The organism is Flavobacterium sp. TAB 87 (assembly GCF_001529295.1).
GTDB lineage: Bacteria > Bacteroidota > Bacteroidia > Flavobacteriales > Flavobacteriaceae > Flavobacterium.
In genome coordinates this window covers 559,697-579,526 of the sequence record NZ_LLWK01000037.1, presented here as the reverse complement: position 1 = coordinate 579,526, position 19,830 = coordinate 559,697, and the positions used below count along the sequence as shown (strand labels likewise).

Here is a 19,830-nt window from a genome sequence, read left to right as displayed (position 1 = left end):
GTTTAAAAACGAATTGTATGCCTAAAATTTGTGTCTTTTTAATGGTTTTGTTCTGTGGCTTTAATGCTGTAGGACAAGTAAATCAACAGCAACAAGATACAGTAGCAAAAGGGTATGCCGTCGGTAAAGTTAGCATTGACAATCCATCCAGTATTCTTTCGGCATACACGTACGATCCTCTTACAAATCGCTACGTATATACAAAGTCAGTAGATGATTTTTCTATCGATTACCCCATAATATTGACACCAGAAGAATACGAAAAATTAGTACTTCAGGAATCCCGTCGTAATTATTTCAAGAAAAAAATCGATGCGATAGAAGGTCGAAAAGATGGTAGTGAAGATGCTAAAAAAGATTTGTTACCTCGCTATTATATCAATTCAGGATTATTCGAGTCCGTTTTTGGAAGCAATACTATTGATGTAAAACCAACGGGTTCTGTCGAAATGGATTTAGGTATGCGTTACACCAAGCAAGACAATCCTTCTTTTTCTCCTAGAAATAGATCCAATTTATCTTTTGATTTTGACCAGCGTATTAGCATGAGCCTGCAAGGTAAAGTGGGTACACGACTGAATGTTAACGCCAATTATGATACACAGTCGACGTTTGCTTTTCAAAATTTAATAAAATTAGAGTATACGCCAGACGAAGATGACATCATTCAAAAAGTAGAAGTTGGAAATGTGAGTATGCCGTTAAACAGCAGTTTAATTCGTGGTGCTCAAAGTTTATTTGGAGTAAAAACAGAATTACAATTTGGAAAAACAACTGTAACGGGTGTTTTTTCGGAACAAAAATCTCAAATTAAAAGTTTAGTTGCAGAAGGTGGAGGAACGATTGAAAAATTTGATCTTTATGCTTTAGATTACGACAACGACCGACATTTTTTTCTTTCGCAATATTTTAGAAACAAATACGATTCTGCGTTAAAGAATTATCCGTTTATTGATAGTCGTGTTCAAATTACTCGAATAGAAGTTTGGGTGACCAACAAGCAAAATAGAATAAGTACTACCAATAATAACTTGAGAAACATTATTGCACTTCAAGATTTAGGTGAAGGGCAAATTTCAGGTATTCCAGATAATGAAATTGTGGTTTTAAATCCTACTACAGGGATGTTTAACAATCCTATAAATTCTCCTGCAGACAACTCTAACAATGGCTATAATCCTGGGCAAATTAAATCAGGAACTGGACTTTTAAATTCTAATATTCGCGAAATTGTAACGGCAAGTTCTGGTTTTAATACTACTAATATTAGTGAAGGTCAAGATTATTCTAAATTAGAAAATGCACGAAAATTAACCGCCAACGAATTTACGTATAATGCACAACTGGGCTATATTTCGCTGCAACAAAGACTTGGTAACGACGAAGTTTTGGCTGTTGCGTACGAATATACTGTTGGAGACAAAGTGTACAGAGTGGGTGAGTTTGGTAATGATGGTGTAGATGCGACGGTGGTAACGGGAACTCAAAATTCGAATCAAGCAGTAATTACGCAAAGTTTGATTTTAAAAATGTTGAAAAGCAATTTGACAAATGTTAAAAATCCAGTTTGGAATTTAATGATGAAAAACATTTATCAAATACAAGGTGCGTATCAAATACAACAAGAAGATTTTAGGCTAAATATTTTATATACCGATCCTTCTCCAATCAATTACATTAAACCAGTCGCAGGAAGCACTTTTCCCGCAAATCCTGCTCCAGAAGATAGATTAGAAGAAACACCTTTATTGAAAGTTTTTAATTTAGATAAACTAAATTATACTAATGACCCACAGATAGGCGGTGACGGATTTTTTGACTTTATGCAAGGTGTTACCGTAGATGCACAAAACGGCCGAATTATCTTTACTACTAAAGAACCTTTTGGGGAATTGTTATTTAGAAAATTAGCGGATAATAGTGGGCAACAATACAACAATCCGACTAGTTATAATGCCAATCAACAAAAATATGTTTTTCGAACAATGTATCGTTCGACGCAGTCTGCAGCATTACAGGACAGCGATAAAAATAAATTTTTATTGAGAGGAAAATACAAGTCCACTGGTGGAGATGGAATTCCTATTGGAGCATTTAACGTGCCTCAAGGTTCGGTTGTGGTTACTGCTGGAGGAAGAGTTCTTGTAGAGGGTGTCGATTACAGCGTTAATTATCAGTTAGGTCGAGTTCAAATTCTAGATCCTTCTCTGCAAGCGTCGAACACGCCCATTGAAATTTCGCTAGAAAATAATTCTATTTTCGGTCAACAAACCACTCGCTTTATGGGGTTGAATGTGGAACATAAAATATCTGACAAATTTGTAGTAGGAGGAACGTATTTGCAAATGACACAGAAGCCATTTACGCAAAAAACAAATTATGGTCAAGAGTCCGTAAACAATGCGATTTTTGGTTTTAATGCTAATTTTTCGACAGAAGTTCCTTTCTTTACTCGATTGGTAAACAAACTACCCAACATAGACACCGATGTGCCTTCTAATCTTTCTATTAGAGGAGAAGTTGCATTTTTAAAACCAGGTTCGCCAAAAGCAGATGATTTTAATGGTGAATCTACAGTTTACGTAGATGATTTTGAAGGTTCGCAAACCACTATCGATATGCGTTCTGCTTATGCTTGGAGTCTATCTTCAACTCCTGCAAAAAACGCGAATAGTACTTACGATTTTAATGCAGAAGCAAACGATTTGAGTTATGGTTTTAAAAGAGCACAATTAAATTGGTACAGTATCGATCCTATTTTTTATGCGCAAAAACCATCGGGAATTTCTAATAACGATTTATCTTTAAATACTACACGAAGAATTTTTAGCAACGAATTGTATCCGTTAACAGATATTGCACAAGGTCAATCTCAGGTGGTAAACACGCTTGATTTGAGTTTTTATCCTTCCGAAAGAGGACCGTACAATAATGACTCTACTGTTGGATTAAACCCCAAAGATAATTTTGGAGGAATTATGCGTGCATTAAATGCTACAAATTTCGAGCAGGGAAATGTAGAGTACATTCAGTTTTGGGTTCTTGACCCTTATGTTGGTGCGGGCGCCTCACAGACTGGAAATACTGGGAAATTATATTTTAATTTAGGTGAAATTTCTGAAGACATTTTAAAAGACGGACGCAAACAATATGAGAACGGACTTGGTCCTGATCAAATTTTAGCGACGCCACAGCCAATTTGGGGAGATGTTCCTGCCTCTCAATCTTTGGTATACGCTTTTGATACAAATGCAACGAATCGTACTAACCAAGATGTAGGTTTAGATGGTTTGCCAAATTCAAAAGAAGCAGCTATTTACACCAATTATGCGGGAGAAAATGATCCTGCTGGCGATGATTACACTTATTATTTGAATACTACAGGTGGCATAACAGCACGTTACAAAGGATATAATGGTGTAGAAGGAAATTCGAATATTGATATTAATGATCCAAACCGTGCATCTACTACCTTACCAGATGTGGAAGACATCAATAAAGACAATACTATGAATACAATTAATGCGTATTATGAGTATAGTGTTGATGTAAAACCGGGAATGACTGTGGGCGAAAATTTTATTACAGATGTTCGCAATACACAAGTTACAATGGCTAATGGAAGTACAACCGAAGCAAGATGGATTCAATTTAAAATTCCGGTTACGCAACCACAAAATACTATTGGAAATATATCTGATTTCAGATCCATTCGTTTCATGCGTATGTTCATGACTGGATTTAATGATAATGTTACCATACGTTTTGGTGCTTTAGATTTGGTGCGAGGCGAATGGCGAAGATACACCAGCACCTTAGATGCAAACGATACAGATCCTACAAATGATGGGACAGATTTTGATGTCGCGGCAGTAAATATAGAAGAAAACAGCGATCGCTGTCCAGTGAATTACGTAACTCCTCCGGGGGTTGAAAGAGAGCAATTGTACAATAACAATACAATCATCAATCAGAATGAGCAATCACTTTCGCTGCGTGTAGCGGGTAACGGTTTGGAGCCAAGAGATTCGAGAGCGGTTTTTAAAAATGTGAGTGTAGACATGCGTCAGTATAAAAAATTACAGATGTTTGTGCATGCAGAATCACTGCCTTTTGAGATGCCTTTGCAAGACAATCAAATGACTGCTTTTATCCGAATGGGTAATGACTTTACACAGTCCTTTTATCAAATTGAGATTCCATTAAAAGTTACAATTCCAAACAGTAGTTCTTCAAATAATTGTTCTAAATTAAGTGCTGATGTCGTTTGGCCCGAAGACAACAACATTAATTTGAGCATGGAATTATTGACGAAAATGAAAATTTTGGCAATGAGTGTGGATCCAAATACGCTTCCGCTTGACGGAATTTATTATCCAGATGATGACGCAAGTGTTCCTGGTGGAGACGGTGATCCAAATTTAAGATTGGGTATTAAAGGAAATCCGAATTTTGGATTGATTCGAAATTTAATGGTCGGTGTAAAAAATAATGACATTCGCCAAGACATAAAAGGAGAGGTGTGGTTCAATGAATTGCGTATGTCTGGAATGGACAATAAAGGCGGAATGGCTGCAATACTGAATGTGGATACTAATATGGCAGATTTTGCCACTATTTCGGCAACAGGAAGAAAAAGCACCATAGGTTTTGGAGCGCTGGAAGAAACTTCAAACGAAAGAAGTCGTGAAGATTTTCAGCAGTATAACTTTATTACGAATTTAAATTTAGGAAAGTTATTGCCAACAAAGTGGGCTATAAACCTACCTTTTAATTACGCTGTTGGAGAAGAAATCATTACTCCAGAATACGATCCTTTTAATGAAGATATTAAGTTGAAGCAATTGCTAGATGTCACAAAAGATAACGCACAAAGAGACTTGTATAAAGATCGCGCTATTGATTATACCAAGCGCAAAAGCATCAATTTTATTGGAGTGCGGAAAGACCGAGCGCCAGAGCAGAAACCGCATGTTTATGATGTGGAAAACATAACATTTTCGCAATCGTACAATCAGGTAGAACGACACGATTTTGAAATCGAGGATTATGAAGACCAACTTACAAGTACGACGGTAACCTATGCCTATACGTTTAAACCAAAATTGGTAGAACCTTTAAAAAACAATACATTTTTAAAGAAAAGCGATTATTGGAAATTATTAAGTGACTTTAATTTTAATTATTTGCCGAGTAATATTAATTTCTCTTCTAATATAAACAGACAGTACAATCGTCAACAATTTAGACAGGTTGAAGATGTGCAAGGAATTGGTTTAGATCCGTTGTACCGAAGAAATTATGAGTTTAATTACCAGTATGGCTTCAATTATAACTTAACCAAGTCGTTGAAATTGAATTACGTTGTTGCAACTGGAAATATTGTCAGAAATTATTTAAACGAAGATAACGAGCCGATACCAGAATTTAATATTTGGGATAGTTACTGGGATATTGGACAAGCCAATCAGCATTCGCAACAATTGGTTTTAAATTACGAAATTCCGATTAACAAGATTCCAGTTTTAAGTTTCATCAAAGCTAATTATTCGTATACGGGAGATTACAGTTGGCAAAGAGCATCAACTGCTTTGTCTAATATAGAAATTGATGGCGCAAATTATAATTTAGGAAACACGATTCAAAATGCTAATTCCAATACAATTAGTGCGGCATTAGATATGAATAGTTTGTATAAATATTTAGGAATAAACGGCAAGCAAAACAAAAAAATAGCTCCAAGACCTTCAGCTCCAAAGCCGGGTGAAAAAGTGGTCAATACAAACCAACAACCGACGCAGTTAAATAGTCCTTTTAAAGATGGTTTACTAGGAGTTTTAACCAGTATAAAAAATGTACAGATAAATTATACTGAAAATAGCGGAACTGTTTTGCCAGGTTATTTACCCAGCATTGGTTTTTTAGGATCGTCAAGACCTTCGCTAGGATTTGTTTTTGGTAGTCAAGATGACGTGCGTTACGAAGCGGCCAAAAACGGATGGTTGACCAATTATCAAGATTTTAATCAAAATTTCACACAAGTAAATAATAAGTTACTAAAAGCCAACGCTAATATTGATTTGTTTCCCGATCTAAAAATTGATTTAGCTATGGATCGTGCTTACTCTGAAAATTATTCAGAACAATATGACGTGAGTAGCAATGGGGATTACAATTCAAGATCTCCTTATAGCTTCGGGATATTTTCGATATCGACTGTTTTGATCAAAACATCATTTGCAGTAAGCGATGAAAATCAATCGGCAGCTTTTGATGATTTTAGGTCGAACCGATTGGTAATTGCGAACCGATTAGCATCTCAAAAAGGAATTGACATTAGCAATCCGATTAATTTAGATGCAGACGGATTCCCGTTGGGATATGCAAAAAACAATCAAGCGGTTTTATTACCTGCATTTTTGGCGGCTTACAGTGGTCAAAACGCTTCTGGCGAATCGCTGGGAATTTTTAAAAATTTTCCGATTCCCAATTGGAACGTGAAGTATAATGGTTTAATGAGATACCATTTCTTTAAAGAAAAATTCAAGCGGTTTTCTTTGCAACATGGGTATCGTGCTTCTTATACCGTGAGTCAGTTTAGATCTAATTTTGAATACGATGAAACTCCAGGAGGATTTGATGATAACGGTAATTTCCTGAATAAAATAATAATGTCTAATGTCAATTTAGTCGAGCAATTCAGTCCGTTAATTCGTATGGATTTTGAGCTCAAAAGTTCGTTAAAAATATTGACAGAAATTAAAAAGGATCGCGCCTTGTCCATGAGTTTTGATAATAACTTATTAACCGAAGTGCAAGGAGTGGAGTATGTGGTCGGAATGGGTTATCGTTTTAAAGATGTAATCATTTCATCGCAATTAGCAGACAGTCCAACCGGAATTATTAAAAGTGACATCAATATAAAAGGTGATATTTCATATAGAAACAATCAGACCTTGGTGCGTTATTTAGATTATAATAACAATCAGTTAGCCGCTGGACAAAATATTTGGTCTGTAAAATTAACAGCCGACTATTCTTTCAGTAAAAATTTAACTGCAATTTTCTATTACGATCATTCTTTTTCAAAGGCCGTAATTTCGACATCTTTTCCAATAACAAATATTCGTTCTGGGTTTACCTTGCGCTACAATTTTGGGAATTAATTTTGAAGAATAAAAGAGTAAATTATGAGAAGATTGTTACATTTGTGTCATTAAAGTTAAAACATCAATTTATATAACAGTAGTATGAGTATACCAGCAAATTTAAAGTACACAAAAGATCACGAGTGGATTAGTATTGAAGGAGATGTAGCAACTGTGGGAATCACACATTTTGCACAAAAAGAATTAGGAGATATCGTTTACGTTGAAGTAGAGACTTTAGACCAAACTTTAGAAAAAGATGAAATCTTTGGAACAGTAGAAGCCGTTAAAACAGTTTCTGACTTATTCCTGCCATTGTCTGGAGAAATCATTGAGTTTAACGACGCTTTGGAGAGTGCTCCAGAAGTAGTAAACTCAGATCCTTACGGAGCAGGTTGGATGATTAAAATTAAAATTTCAAATGAATCTGAAATTGAAGGGTTGCTTTCAGGAGATGCATATAAAGAATTAATCGGTGCGTAAATTAATTTATTTACTCTTAGCTTTATTCTGGACCGCAATTATTGCTTATGCCTGTTTAATGCCAAGTTCAAATATACCTTTAGTTACAATTCCTTTAATAGATAAAATTGTTCATTTTACGTTTCATTTTGGATTTACAATTATTTGGTTTTTATACTTTAGACGACAGTTTTTAACACCCAATACATACAAATCACTTTTGATGGCTTTCGTTTTTTCGGTTTTTTTCGGAATCATAATCGAAATGCTGCAAGGGTTTTACACCGCGACGCGGGCGCAAGATGTAACAGATGTATTAGCCAACACTTTTGGCGGAACGTTCGCTATAATAACGATCGTTTTTTATACTTCATATATAAGCAAAAAATAAATAAAAGCTCACTTCGGTGGGCTTTTTTACTATAACTTTCGTTCTGTTTTTAATCAGAACTCATTTTATAGTAATGAAATACAGAGAATTGCCTTTTTTTAAAAGCATACTTTCTTAATTTTAAGCGTATTTTTGCGTTTTAGAAACAACAGTTAAAGTGGTAAACCAATGGATGTCAAAAAATATTTAGATTCAACTTACTTGAAAACTCCAGAACAAGCTGGGTTGACCGTAGAAGAAAATACAGAAGTTGTTCGTCTTGCGGTGGCAGAGGCCATTCATGAAGATTTTAAATTGATTATGATTCGGCCCGAAATGGTGGTGTTGGCTCGCGAGATGGTTGTTGCCGCAAATTCGCGTCTTTTGGTAGGTACCGTAATTGATTTTCCTGAAGGAAGATCTAACTTAAAAGCTAAAATCATAGAAGCGCAAGCTGCAATCGAAAATGGTGCAGACGACTTAGATTTTGTTTGCAATTATACCGCTTTTAAAAACGGTGAAGTAGAACTCGTGAAAGAAGAAATTCTGGAAGGAACGCGATTAGGACTGGCCAATTTTAAAACGGTGAAGTGGATTATTGAAGTTGCAGCATTGACGGAAAAAGAAATTATACAGTTATCAGCTTTAATAAAAAATGTTGTAATGTTGCATTTTGAAGAAAATCAGTATGCATCAGTATTTGTAAAGTCGTCAACTGGGTTTTATAAGACGAAAGACGGAAAGCCAAACGGCGCGACATTACCAACGATTACCATGATGATAGAAAATGCATCTCCTTTGTCAATAAAAGCGGCAGGCGGTGTTCGAACTTTTGAAGAAGCGATGCAAATGATTTCTTTGGGAGTTAAACGCATTGGAACTTCTGGAGCAAAAGCAATTGCTGGCAAACAAAGCAGTATAAACGAATATTAAAATACCATAAATACCTACAATGAATAAAAGTCTCGTTACTTTATTTTGTATTTTGAGTACGCTTTCTCTCAAAGCACAACAAACAAATACTATCATTGCCTCAACCACAGTCAATGAACGTTTTCCTGCTTTTTTCTCCTGTGCGACTTTAGATAACACTGCGTTGCAGAATTGTTTTTACTATGAAGTGCAGCAATTAGTCTTCCAGAATTTTAATGTACCTAAAAGCGCCATAGAGAACGGGTACAAGGGAAACGTAAAAGTTTTATTTGAAGTAGATGCGACAGGCGAATTTAAAGTTTTGTACGTTAATGCAATAAATGACGATTTAAAGATTGAGACTCTTCGTGTATTTCGACAATTTCCAAAAGTTATTCCTGCAACTTATGATGGAAAACCAACGTATTCTAAATATACAATCGCAATTGGTATTCCGCTGAAAAGCCCAGAAGCTGTCTCTAATGAAGCTTTGGCAACCACTAATTTTTTAAAGCCAGATAACAAGCCTTTAACTGAATTGGATAGTATTATTTATAAGAAATACGATAATCCAGAATTTGAAAGCCATTTAAATATTCCTTTTTCTCATAGTTATTATGCAAAATTTGATGGTGCTATTAATAAAGTAGGAAGCAATAACCACACGGCATCAAAGCCATACTCGTACGCCGAAGTTGCTAAATATTATGATTTTATGGCCAAAAATGAAAGCCTTAAAAAAGAGGTTTCAGGTTGGTGGGGCAAAAAATTGTGGAATGAAAGTTTGGTAGAAATTCAAGGAGATGGGTATTGGTTTACATTGAATCCTATTTTAGATTTACAAGTGGGTTCTGCAACTCATACTAAAGAACGAACGTACATTAATACTAGAGCGCTTAATTTTCGCGGTGGTTTAGGAAAACAATTAAATTTTACAACTACTGTTTATGAAAGTCAAGGTCGATTTGCTACTTATTTCAATAGCTATGCCGAATCTATAAAACCTTCGGGAGGTAATCCTGCCATTATTCCAGGCATGGGAATCGCGAAGGAGTTTAAAGAAGATGGATATGATTTTCCGTTAGCGGAAGCGAATTTAACTTTTGCTCCAACCAAGCATTTTGATTTTCAATTAGGTTACGGACGTAATTTTATAGGAGACGGTTATCGCTCTTTGTTAGAAAGTGATGGTGCGAGTCCCTATCCTTATTTTAAAATTAATACTAATTTTTGGAAAATAAAATATACGAATACGTACCTGTGGCTTAAAGACGTTCGGCCAGAGGTTACGGTAGATAAAACCTATGCTTCCAAATTTATGGCGAATCATTATTTGAGCTGGAATGTTTCCAACCGATTAAACATTGGACTTTTTGAATCTGTGATATGGACCGACAGCAATAACAGAGGTTTTGATATGAATTTTGTCAATCCGATCATTTTTTACCGTTCGGTTGAATTTGCTTCTTCTTCAAGAAGTGGAAATGCTATGTTGGCCATTACTTCAAAATACAAATGGAATAATCAGATTAATTTCTACGGGCAGTTTTTATTAGATGAATTTTCTTTGGGAGATGTTAAAGAAAGAGACAACAGCTGGAAAAATAAATTTGGTTATCAATTGGGGGTTAAATATTATGACGCTTTTAATGTTCAAAACTTACTGCTGCAATTAGAGTACAATCATGTACGTCCATACGTATACGAGCACAGCAATATCATTACCAATTACGGACACAACAATCAAAACATTGGGCACCAATGGGGCGGAAATTTTGAAGAACTTATAGCTATTGCACGTTACCATAAAGGCAGACTCTTTGCGGATGCTAAAATCACATACGGAGTTAGAGGGTTAGACTTTAATACTGCCGAAGATTCGTTTAATTACGGCAGTAATATTTATATCGATTATGACGAGAAGAGACCTTTTGACAAAGGAGTTAAAGTAGGTCAAGGAAATAAAACGACCGTATTTATTAGCGATGTTCAAGGAGGTTATTTAGTAAATCCTGCTACTAATCTAAAACTGTATGGAAGTTACATTTTTAGAAATTTTGATCCGACACAGAATACAGTAACGACATTTAAAGAAAGTACCAATTGGTTCTCTATTGGTTTGCGCTCGGATATTTTTAATTGGTACTTTGACTATTAATAAGACTTTTCTAATTTAAACCGAAGCAAAGTTGAAAATGTGACTAATTATCGTTGGATTTGCTTTTAAATCTAAAGGTATGATTCTCCTTTTCATAATCAAATTTGTACATTTGCAGCAGTTTTAAAAAAACCACAAAATAAATTAGCATTGAGCGCAACTACAAATACACTTTCAATTAAATCTATTTTTAATGATTTTAAAGAAATTACCAAAGCAGGGTTAGCTGTAAGTGTACTATTTTCATCCATTGCAGGATATTTATTAGGCTTTGATAAGGATCACCCTTTTCAATGGTGGGTTTTGGGTTTCTTGTGCGTGGGAGGCTATTGCATGGTAGGTGCCTCTAATGCGTTCAACCAAGTGATCGAGAAGGATATTGATAGTTTGATGGATAGAACCAAGAACAGGCCAGTGCCTTCTGGAAGAATGTCTCCAAGATTAGCGCTTTTTGTTGCTTCTTTGTTGACTATTATTGGTTTGGGATTGCTTTATGCAATTAATCCCAAAACAGCAATGTTTGGTGCGATTTCAATATTTTTATACACAAGTGTTTATACACCATTAAAAACAGTAACGCCTTTATCCGTTTTTGTAGGTGCTTTTCCAGGTGCAATTCCATTTATGTTAGGGTGGGTAGCCGCAAGCGGTGAATTCGGTATTGAAGCAGGAACATTATTTTTAATTCAGTTTTTTTGGCAATTTCCTCATTTTTGGGCAATTGGATGGTTTTTATATGACGACTATGAAAAAGCAGGTATATTCATGCTACCAACAGGTAAGCGGGATAATGGGACGGCTTTACAGATAATTTTATACACGGTTTGGTTGATCGTCGCGTCGTTAATACCAATGATCGGTTATACCGGTCAATTGTTTCTTTCTCCAATTGCAGCAATTTTAGTGTTTTTATTAGGAGTTTGGATGTTGTTCTACGCGGTTAAATTATACAAAATTAGAACTGCCAAGGCAGCGAGAACATTGATGTTAGTTAGTGTTTCTTATATTTCATTATTGCAACTGGTTTACATAATTGATAAATTTTTAAGATAGTTATATGGATATGACAATGGTTAAAGACGAAAGTAGAATACGGACAGATAAATCATATAAGTTGATTTTATTGTTTGCCATGGTGAGTATGACCATGATGTTCGCAGGGTTAACGAGTGCCTTTGTGGTTAGTAAATCACGCGCAGACTGGTTGAAAGATTTTCAGTTGCCACCAGCTTTTTACTGGAGCACTTTGGTTATTTTAGGTTGTAGTGTTGCTTTTCACTTGGCTAAAACAGCCATAAAAAAAGACAATTATAAGCGCACAACAAATTTCTTACTAGCTACTTTAGGATTAGGTATTTTGTTTGTAGTTTTGCAATTTGTTGGATTTGGACAAATCGTAGAACAAGGGTTTTATTTTACGGGAGCAGGAAGTTCGATAACGACTACGTTTTTATATGTAGTTACCGTTACACACCTTTTGCACCTTGCAGGCGGAATTATTTCACTACTAGTAATAATTTATAATCATTTTAAACAAAAATACAATTCAACTCAAACTCTTGGAATAGAACTAGGTGCGATGTACTGGCACTTTCTTGATTTCTTGTGGGTTTATTTATTTTTATTTTTATATTTCTTTAAATAAGAAAAAAACGTAAATTTGGGAACTTTTTAACGAATAACTTTTATGGACACGACAGTTACTACTGCAAACAACGAAGAGAAGACCTGGGGAGGTGGAAATGAACCTTTAGGAGCGGGTTATGGTAAAATGATGATGTGGTTTTTTATCGTATCAGATGCTTTAACATTTTCTGGATTTTTAGGAGCTTACGGTTTTTCAAGATTTAAATTTATTGAAACTTGGCCTATAGCCGATGAAGTTTTTACTCACTTTCCTTTTATGCACGGCAATCCACAACCAATGTTGTATGTTGCTTTAATGACTTTTATTTTAATTTTCTCTTCTGTAACAATGGTTTTGGCTGTTGATGCAGGACATCAAATGAAAAAAACAAAAGTTGCTATTTATATGTTATTGACCATTATTGGTGGTTTGATATTCGTAGGCTCACAAGCTTGGGAATGGAAAAACTTTATAAATGGTGAATTTGGAGCTATTGAAACTAAAGGAGGCAGTATTCTTCAATTTGTGAATAAAGAAGGAAAGCAAATTGCTATAGCTGATTTTGCAGTAAAGCAAAAAGACGGCAGAGTTCCTTTAAGAGGAAATGACGCCAAATGGTTTATGAGCGACGCTGAAACTTTACCAACGTATTCTGTTGCTGAAGTACAAGCTGGATTTACAGCACATCCTGATTTATTAATCAGAACTGAGCAACTTACAGATAAGAAGAAAAAGACAATTCTTTCAAGAGAAGAGTCAGTAGCAAGATTAGGCGATGCCAAATATGTTGTTGAAGGAGCTAATTTAATAAGAAATGAATACGGAAATAAATTATTTGCTGATTTCTTTTTCTTTATTACAGGTTTTCATGGTTTTCACGTAGTTACCGGTATTATAATTAATATTATCATTTTCTTTAATGTATTGTTAGGTACATACGACAAAAGAAAAAGTTATGAAATGGTTGAGAAAGTTGGACTTTACTGGCACTTTGTCGATTTAGTTTGGGTATTTGTATTTACAGTTTTCTACTTAGTTTAATTTTAAGATTTATAGCATTATGTCACACGAATATGTTTCTAATACAAAAAGAATTTGGGTTGTTTTTGGTCTACTTTCAGTAATAACTACTGTAGAAGTTGTACTAGGAATTATTAAGCCAGGTGCATTAGAGTTTAATCATTTTTTTGGTTTGAACTTGTTGAACTGGATTTTTTATATCTTAACTATTGTCAAAGCATACTATATTGTTTGGGCTTTCATGCACATGGAAGGCGAGAAAAGTTCATTACGATCTTCAGTAGTTTGGCCATTGGTATTTTTAATTACTTATTTATTGTTTATTCTGTTAACAGAAGGACATTATATTTATGAGGTTTTTAAAAATTCTACTATCAAATGGAATTTTTAAGATCATATTAATTCAAAAAAAGGGTACGCATTGCGTACCTTTTTTTATTTTTGCAGTTAACCTATTTTTTTACGCTCCATGAAAAAAAACATTGTTCTTTTTGTTTTATTTGTTCTCCCTATTGTTGCTTATCTTTTCTTTGCATCGGGAGTAAATAGTTTTACGAAACTTCCTATAGTTACGGCAAAAGTGCCCGATTTTGGCAAATGGGAGTCTTTGAGAGGAGAGCCTGTAACCTTGAATGATAAAATCACTATATTGGGCTTTGGTGGTTTTGATATTGTAAAAAACCGTGGAAATCTTTTCAATTTAAATGAAAAAATTTACCAGCGCTACCATGAGTTTAAAGACTTGCAGTTTGTAATGGTTTGCCCAAAAGGAACCGAAGCTGATGTTGCTGGTATTTTAGATGCTTTGGATGATTTTACAGATGTGTCTCAGTGGCATTTTCTTTTCGCAAACCCAGAAGAAATTAAAGCTTATTTTGCTGAATTAAAGTTAAGAGAGAAATTGGATGTAGGTCACGGAACATCAAATGTATTTATAATAGATAAAGCACGCAATTTAAGAGGTAGAACAGAAGAAAAGGAATATAGAGAAGGATATGATACTTTTCATCCATCTGAGTTGAATAATGAGATGTTAGATGATTTTAAAATTGTATTGTATGAATATCGTGCTGCTTTAAAAAAGAATCATAATGCTACTAAGCAATTGTAAATAGTTTATCATGTTTAAAAATAAATCGTATATCGGTATATCGTTTGTTATTTTAATTTTTGGGATTTATGCCGTTCCTAAAATTATTGATCGAATTCAAGATGGTTCTATCGTTAAAGGTGCTCGACTAGACAATGTGAGTAACGAGGAGACAAAAGGGGATAAATTAGTACTGATCGGACCTGTTCCTAAATTTGATTTGAGCAATCAGGACAATCAAAAAGTGACCAATGAAGCCTACAAAGGGAAAGTATATGTTTTAGAATTTTTCTTCACCAAATGTCCTTCTATTTGTCCTAAGATGAATGTGAGTATGTTGGAGATAGAAAATAAGTTTTTTGGAAATCCTAATTTCGGAATTATTTCGATTACGATCGATCCAGAGCATGATACTACAAAAGTTTTAAAAGAGCATGCAGCCGAATTAGGAGTGCGCTCGTCCAGTTGGAATTTTTTAACTGGCGATAAAGCAGCTATTTTTGACCTGTCAAACAAAGGGTTTAATTTATATGCAGGCGAAAACGATAAGGTAAATGGAGGTTTTGAACATTCGGGACTTTTTGCTTTGGTAGATAAAGAAGGAAATATTCGTTGTCGTAAAGATGATTTCGGAAATCCGATTTTGTATTACGATGGTTTAGATAAAAAAGGCGTTCGCGAGATACAACAAGACATTACAATATTATTAGCAGAATAGAAATGGAAACCACTTCTTTAGAAAAAAAATACAATAAATATATTATTGCAGTTTCGATAATTATTCCTGTTGTAGTTGCAATATTATTCGGAATCAAATTAAAAGATTTTGGTTACGATGTAGAACCGCTTTCGTTTTTACCGCCAATATATGCCTCAATTAATGCAATGACAGCAGTGGTTTTGATTGTGGCAGTCATTGCCATTAAAAATGGTAAACGAAAGTTACATGAGCGGTTGATGACTTTGGCAATTGCATTTTCAGTGTTGTTCTTGATGATGTATGTTGCCTACCACATGACCGCAGATTCAACCAAATATGGTGGAGAAGGTACCATGCGCTTGATTTATTTTATTATATTAATTTCACATATTTTATTGTCAATTGCAATAATTCCTTTAGTATTAATTACGTATGTTCGCGCTTTGTCACAACGTTTTGATCAGCATCGAAAAATTGCACGAATCACCTTTCCGTTGTGGCTTTATGTGGCCATTACGGGTGTTGTAGTATATTTAATGATTTCTCCATATTATGTCAATTAAAAAATTAAATAGATTTCAATCTTTCAATGTAAGATTTCAATCGCTGTTTTTGGGACTTTGTTTTTTCTTTATCGGAATGTCTGCTAACGCTCAATGTGCGATGTGTCGTGCCGCTTTGGGTGGCGATGCAAATGTTAAGCAGGCAGAAGCGGTAAATGATGGTATTGTCTATTTAATGCTTGTTCCGTATTTATTGGTAGTAGTTATTGGTTACTTTGTGTACAAAATGTACCAATCAAAAAAGAGTAAATCAGAATAGTTTATTCAAGCCCATCAACCGAAATATTAACGGTTCCGTTTATTTTCAAAAAAGCAATAATTGCCTGATTCGTTAATTTTAACTTATCAAATGTAATTTCGTTTAGTTTTCCATTTACAAACACACCTTTCATTGGCGAGTAGTTATTTAAATAAGTAAGCATGGTTTGTTTACCTTCTTCAAGATTTGGAGCGATAGAATAGCGGCAACTTTCTTGAATTTTCTTTAAAATATATCCTTGCATCAGCCAATTCGCAGTGCGAGTCAATTTATTCTTTGTATCTAAAACATAATCCAGCTGATCAAAATAAAGCTCTTTAGTTGCGCTATTGTATTGTGGAAATCCACTTAAATAAATAGCTCCATTAATCGAGCCTGAAAGGTCTAGCGCAATAATCATCTTGCCGTTTTTGTGCCAAAGTTGTACGTTTTTCACAAGTACTTTTTTACCTCCCGACCCAAATTCTTGACCTACAAAATTTTTACTCATAATTTTCGAAGCTGCACTATAGGTCGAAATAGCAGCAATACTTGCGTTCACTTGTTTTGGAATTTTACTAACCGGTTTGATTGCAATATTGGCGGCATTAAATTTTGATTCTGGTTGTTTTCCGATGATCGTTTCCATGGTACATTTTACGCCCATTTCGAGCATAAAAGCATCTTTTTTAATACTTGCCTCAGTCGAATAAATTTCAGTTGGAGCAATTCGCAACCAACTTTCATAATCTTCATTCATCAAAAAAGGAGTGCAAATTTGTTCTAATGCAGCGAGTACATTGGGTTTAAAGTCCATTGCTTTTTCTATGGCCGAATCAATACTAGTTGTAATATCCGATTTGAATAGGGATATTGCAGGATTCGCGAGATAGGTAATCGGCATGTTTTTACCAAAAACAGTCATCGTTGGACTCTCTGTCCATACCAATGATTTTATTTCCGTCTTTGTCCTTAATTTCCAGTTATTTAGCGCGACATCACTATTCAAAATCACAGTACCAGTTAAATTAAATTCTCGAACATCATACATCTTGAGGCCTAGTCTTTCGGTTCCAATTCTATATTTTATAAGTGCTTTCAATGGTAGGACCGTTTCTAGTTTTCCATTGGAGTTTTTAGACACATTCCGCATTTGGATTGAAGCAGTTTTCCAAACTTTCATTTCTATATCATCGTCAGTAATGTCATTGTCTTCATAGATCAAACCTTTTAAATGGGTATTGGTTTGATTTTCGATATCCTTTATTTGTACAGTGATCGGTAAGTTAATGAATGACGGAGTGCTTTGGTAAGTTAAAGGTGTTGCGTCATCGGGTTCTGGTTTTAACGTAGACAACTGGTTAGTGCTCGAGCAGCTGCTGATAAAAAGGAGAATGAAAAGCGAATATATAATAGTTTTATTTTGTGCCATTGGTAATCTGTTTTATATGGTAAAATTAAAAAAAGAAAGATATGTTTGTTAAAAAGTGTAACAATTTGCAACTTTTGTTTACTTACATATTGTGAGTTATAAACTATTAACGTTTTATTATCATAAACTATTTAACAAAATTAGTAGTATTGCTACTAAAAATAACCAACTATGATTGAGATTAAAGACTTGCATAAGTCCTATAAAATGGGAAATTCTAAATTACACGTATTGAAAGGGATTAATTTCAATATTAAAGAAGGAGAATTGGTTGCTATTATGGGGTCTTCAGGTTCTGGAAAATCGACATTATTGAATATTTTAGGAATTTTAGATGAAGCTGATCTGGGAAGTTATACTTTAGATAATGTACCCATCAAAAACTTAAACGAGACCATTGCTTCTCGCTACCGAAATAAGTTTTTAGGTTTTGTTTTTCAGTCTTTTAATCTAATTAATTACAAAAACGCATTAGATAATGTTGCAATGCCGTTGTATTATCAAGGAATAAAAAGAGCAGAACGCAATGAAATCGCAATGAGTTATCTTGAAAAAGTAGGATTAGCTACTCATGCGCACCATTTACCAAACGAACTTTCTGGAGGTCAAAAACAACGGGTAGCTATTGCTCGTGCCTTGGCATCAAATCCAAAAGTTTTATTGGCCGATGAGCCGACAGGAGCTTTGGACACTAAAACGTCATATGAAGTAATGGAATTAATTCAAGGCATTAATGACGAAGGTAAAACCATTCTTATTGTGACGCATGAGCCAGATATTGCTGCAATGTGCAAGCGTAATGTGGTGTTAAAGGATGGATTAATTATAGATGATAAAATGGTCGAACAAGTAAGAGCGTCGCAATATGTTTAATATCGAGCGATGGCAGGAAATATTTGAAGCAATTGCCAAAAACAAGCTCCGAACTTTTTTAACGGGGATTTCAGTTGCGTCAGGTATTTTTATACTTGTGATTTTGTTGGGAGCAGGTAAAGGACTTCAAAACGGTATCGAGAAACAGTTCGAAGGGGATGCAAAAGGCATCATCGAAGTGTGGTCCAATACCACTACAAAAGAATACAAAGGTCTTAATCCAGGACGTGAAATTCAGCTCCGAAATAGTGACTATAATTTAGCAATTCAAAAATTTGGTGGGGAAATCGATAAAAAATCTGCTTCACTAAGTTCTTGGCGCGGATTAATTAGCTACGGTAAAGAATCAGGAAATTATCAATTTAAAGGTGTGAATCCCGACTATGTGGATATTGAAAATGCAACAATTATTCAAGGACGATTTATCAACAATACTGATTTAATTCATAATGAAAAAGTGGTTGCAATTGGTCTGAAAGTCAAACAAGATTTGTTTAAAGATGCCGATCCCATCGGAAAACAAATTGCAATAAATAATATAAATTTTAAAGTGGTAGGTGTGTTTACCGATCCTTCTGGAGAACGGGAAGAATCGCGTCTATATATTCCAATGACAACCAACCAACGCGCTTTTGGTGCGGGTGATAAAATTGATGGATTGCATTTTGTATTAGAAAAAAAAGACAATTACATAGATGCATTAGCACAATCTAAACTATTTACAGAGAAGGTCAGCACAGCGCTTAAAAGTAAAAACATCATTGCTCCAGATGATGAGAGCGCTTTGGGTGTTTACAACTCTGTTGAACGGGCGAAGCAATTTTATGATCTGAATTTATATATCAGATTGTTTTTTTGGTGGGTTGGAATTTGTACCATTATCGCTGGTGTAGTTGGAGTCAGTAACATTATGTTGATTATTGTAAAAGAACGAACCAAAGAAATCGGAATTAGGAAAGCACTAGGTGCTTCGCCAGTATCAATTATTGGAATGATTTTACATGAATCGATTTTTATCACCACGATTGCTGGATTTGTAGGTTTGTTAGCAAGTTTGTTGTTATTAGAATTTGTGGGACCAATGATACAAAGTGACTATTTTAGAAATCCAGAGGTAGACTTTGGCGTAGCATTAAGCACGTTAGGCATACTTGTCTTTGCGGGAGCATTGGCAGGTTTTTTTCCTGCTTATCGCGCAGCACAAATTAAGCCCATTGTAGCACTTAGAGACGAATAA

Annotated in this window: 16 protein-coding genes; 15 read left to right on the top strand and 1 reads right to left on the bottom strand. The window is 34.8% G+C overall.

Features of this window, described 5'->3' with window-relative positions:
- The first annotated feature begins 17 nt into the window (after nucleotides 1-17).
- The 13 genes from sprA to AP058_RS11720 all read left to right on the top strand — a co-directional run bounded on the left by sprA (nucleotide 18) and on the right by AP058_RS11720 (nucleotide 16,309).
- Entirely contained in the window at nucleotides 18-7,166 is a 7,149-nt protein-coding gene (gene sprA / locus AP058_RS11780; protein WP_066310895.1) for a cell surface protein SprA, read from the top strand.
- Between the two features lie 84 nt (nucleotides 7,167-7,250).
- A complete protein-coding gene (gene gcvH, locus AP058_RS11775; protein WP_066310891.1) occupies nucleotides 7,251-7,631 on the top strand; it encodes a glycine cleavage system protein GcvH in 381 nt (126 codons plus the stop codon).
- Nucleotides 7,624-8,001, top strand: coding sequence for a VanZ family protein (locus tag AP058_RS11770; protein WP_066310887.1), 378 nt, complete (start codon nucleotides 7,624-7,626; stop codon nucleotides 7,999-8,001). The genes gcvH and AP058_RS11770 overlap by 8 nt, the downstream gene beginning before the upstream one ends.
- 168 nt (nucleotides 8,002-8,169) lie before the next feature.
- Nucleotides 8,170-8,913 (top strand): deoxyribose-phosphate aldolase, encoded by a 744-nt coding sequence (gene deoC / locus AP058_RS11765; RefSeq protein WP_066310885.1) that lies wholly within the window; start codon nucleotides 8,170-8,172, stop codon nucleotides 8,911-8,913.
- 19 nt (nucleotides 8,914-8,932) lie between these two features.
- Nucleotides 8,933-11,050, top strand: coding sequence for an energy transducer TonB (locus tag AP058_RS11760; RefSeq protein ID WP_066310881.1), 2,118 nt, complete (start codon nucleotides 8,933-8,935; stop codon nucleotides 11,048-11,050).
- 150 nt (nucleotides 11,051-11,200) lie between these two features.
- Nucleotides 11,201-12,103, top strand: a complete 903-nt coding sequence (gene cyoE / locus AP058_RS11755) for a heme o synthase (RefSeq protein WP_066310880.1) — start codon at nucleotides 11,201-11,203, stop codon at nucleotides 12,101-12,103.
- Between the two features lie 4 nt (nucleotides 12,104-12,107).
- A complete protein-coding gene (locus AP058_RS11750) occupies nucleotides 12,108-12,695 on the top strand; it encodes a cytochrome c oxidase subunit 3 (RefSeq protein WP_066310873.1) in 588 nt (195 codons plus the stop codon).
- Nucleotides 12,696-12,737: 42 nt separating this feature from the next.
- Nucleotides 12,738-13,718, top strand: a complete 981-nt coding sequence (locus tag AP058_RS11745) for a cytochrome c oxidase subunit 3 (RefSeq protein ID WP_066310870.1) — start codon at nucleotides 12,738-12,740, stop codon at nucleotides 13,716-13,718.
- Nucleotides 13,719-13,737: 19 nt separating this feature from the next.
- The gene (locus AP058_RS11740) at nucleotides 13,738-14,088 is read left to right on the top strand and encodes a cytochrome C oxidase subunit IV family protein (RefSeq protein WP_066310867.1); all 351 of its coding nucleotides are present in this window, start codon (nucleotides 13,738-13,740) and stop codon (nucleotides 14,086-14,088) included.
- A 78-nt stretch (nucleotides 14,089-14,166) separates the two neighbouring features.
- Nucleotides 14,167-14,808 (top strand): hypothetical protein, encoded by a 642-nt coding sequence (locus AP058_RS11735; RefSeq protein ID WP_066310866.1) that lies wholly within the window; start codon nucleotides 14,167-14,169, stop codon nucleotides 14,806-14,808.
- A gap of 10 nt (nucleotides 14,809-14,818) precedes the next feature.
- Nucleotides 14,819-15,505, top strand: coding sequence for an SCO family protein (locus AP058_RS11730; RefSeq protein WP_066310864.1), 687 nt, complete (start codon nucleotides 14,819-14,821; stop codon nucleotides 15,503-15,505).
- A gap of 2 nt (nucleotides 15,506-15,507) precedes the next feature.
- Complete coding sequence (locus AP058_RS11725; RefSeq protein WP_066310861.1) at nucleotides 15,508-16,050, top strand: DUF420 domain-containing protein; 543 nt, start codon at nucleotides 15,508-15,510, stop codon at nucleotides 16,048-16,050.
- Nucleotides 16,040-16,309: a hypothetical protein gene (locus AP058_RS11720; protein ID WP_066310858.1), complete on the top strand. Its 270-nt coding sequence runs from the start codon at nucleotides 16,040-16,042 to the stop codon at nucleotides 16,307-16,309. Before AP058_RS11725 ends, AP058_RS11720 begins: the two co-directional genes overlap by 11 nt.
- Nucleotide 16,310: 1 nt before the next feature.
- Here the strand turns inward: AP058_RS11720 and AP058_RS11715 are convergent, their stop codons facing one another.
- Nucleotides 16,311-17,720, bottom strand: a complete 1,410-nt coding sequence (locus AP058_RS11715) for a DUF4403 family protein (RefSeq protein ID WP_066310856.1) — start codon at nucleotides 17,718-17,720, stop codon at nucleotides 16,311-16,313.
- Nucleotides 17,721-17,891: 171 nt separating this feature from the next.
- Between AP058_RS11715 and AP058_RS11710 the strand changes: the two genes are divergently transcribed.
- Entirely contained in the window at nucleotides 17,892-18,593 is a 702-nt protein-coding gene (locus AP058_RS11710) for an ABC transporter ATP-binding protein (RefSeq protein ID WP_066310853.1), read from the top strand.
- Nucleotides 18,586-19,830: an ABC transporter permease gene (locus AP058_RS11705; RefSeq protein ID WP_066310848.1), complete on the top strand. Its 1,245-nt coding sequence runs from the start codon at nucleotides 18,586-18,588 to the stop codon at nucleotides 19,828-19,830. Before AP058_RS11710 ends, AP058_RS11705 begins: the two co-directional genes overlap by 8 nt.

Bases quoted from the DNA above. Each gene is read 5' to 3' on its own strand.
- AP058_RS11740 (WP_066310867.1), top strand. From the start codon at position 13,738: ATGTCACACGAATATGTTTCTAATACAAAAAGAATTTGGGTTGTTTTT.
- AP058_RS11705 (WP_066310848.1), top strand. From the start codon at position 18,586: ATGTTTAATATCGAGCGATGGCAGGAAATATTTGAAGCAATTGCCAAA.
- sprA (WP_066310895.1), top strand. From the start codon at position 18: ATGCCTAAAATTTGTGTCTTTTTAATGGTTTTGTTCTGTGGCTTTAAT.
- AP058_RS11715 (WP_066310856.1), bottom strand. From the start codon at position 17,720: ATGGCACAAAATAAAACTATTATATATTCGCTTTTCATTCTCCTTTTT.
- deoC (WP_066310885.1), top strand. From the start codon at position 8,170: ATGGATGTCAAAAAATATTTAGATTCAACTTACTTGAAAACTCCAGAA.
- AP058_RS11750 (WP_066310873.1), top strand. From the start codon at position 12,108: ATGGATATGACAATGGTTAAAGACGAAAGTAGAATACGGACAGATAAA.
- AP058_RS11720 (WP_066310858.1), top strand. From the start codon at position 16,040: ATGTCAATTAAAAAATTAAATAGATTTCAATCTTTCAATGTAAGATTT.
- AP058_RS11710 (WP_066310853.1), top strand. From the start codon at position 17,892: ATGATTGAGATTAAAGACTTGCATAAGTCCTATAAAATGGGAAATTCT.
- AP058_RS11760 (WP_066310881.1), top strand. From the start codon at position 8,933: ATGAATAAAAGTCTCGTTACTTTATTTTGTATTTTGAGTACGCTTTCT.
- gcvH (WP_066310891.1), top strand. From the start codon at position 7,251: ATGAGTATACCAGCAAATTTAAAGTACACAAAAGATCACGAGTGGATT.
- AP058_RS11735 (WP_066310866.1), top strand. From the start codon at position 14,167: ATGAAAAAAAACATTGTTCTTTTTGTTTTATTTGTTCTCCCTATTGTT.
- AP058_RS11725 (WP_066310861.1), top strand. From the start codon at position 15,508: ATGGAAACCACTTCTTTAGAAAAAAAATACAATAAATATATTATTGCA.
- AP058_RS11730 (WP_066310864.1), top strand. From the start codon at position 14,819: ATGTTTAAAAATAAATCGTATATCGGTATATCGTTTGTTATTTTAATT.
- AP058_RS11745 (WP_066310870.1), top strand. From the start codon at position 12,738: ATGGACACGACAGTTACTACTGCAAACAACGAAGAGAAGACCTGGGGA.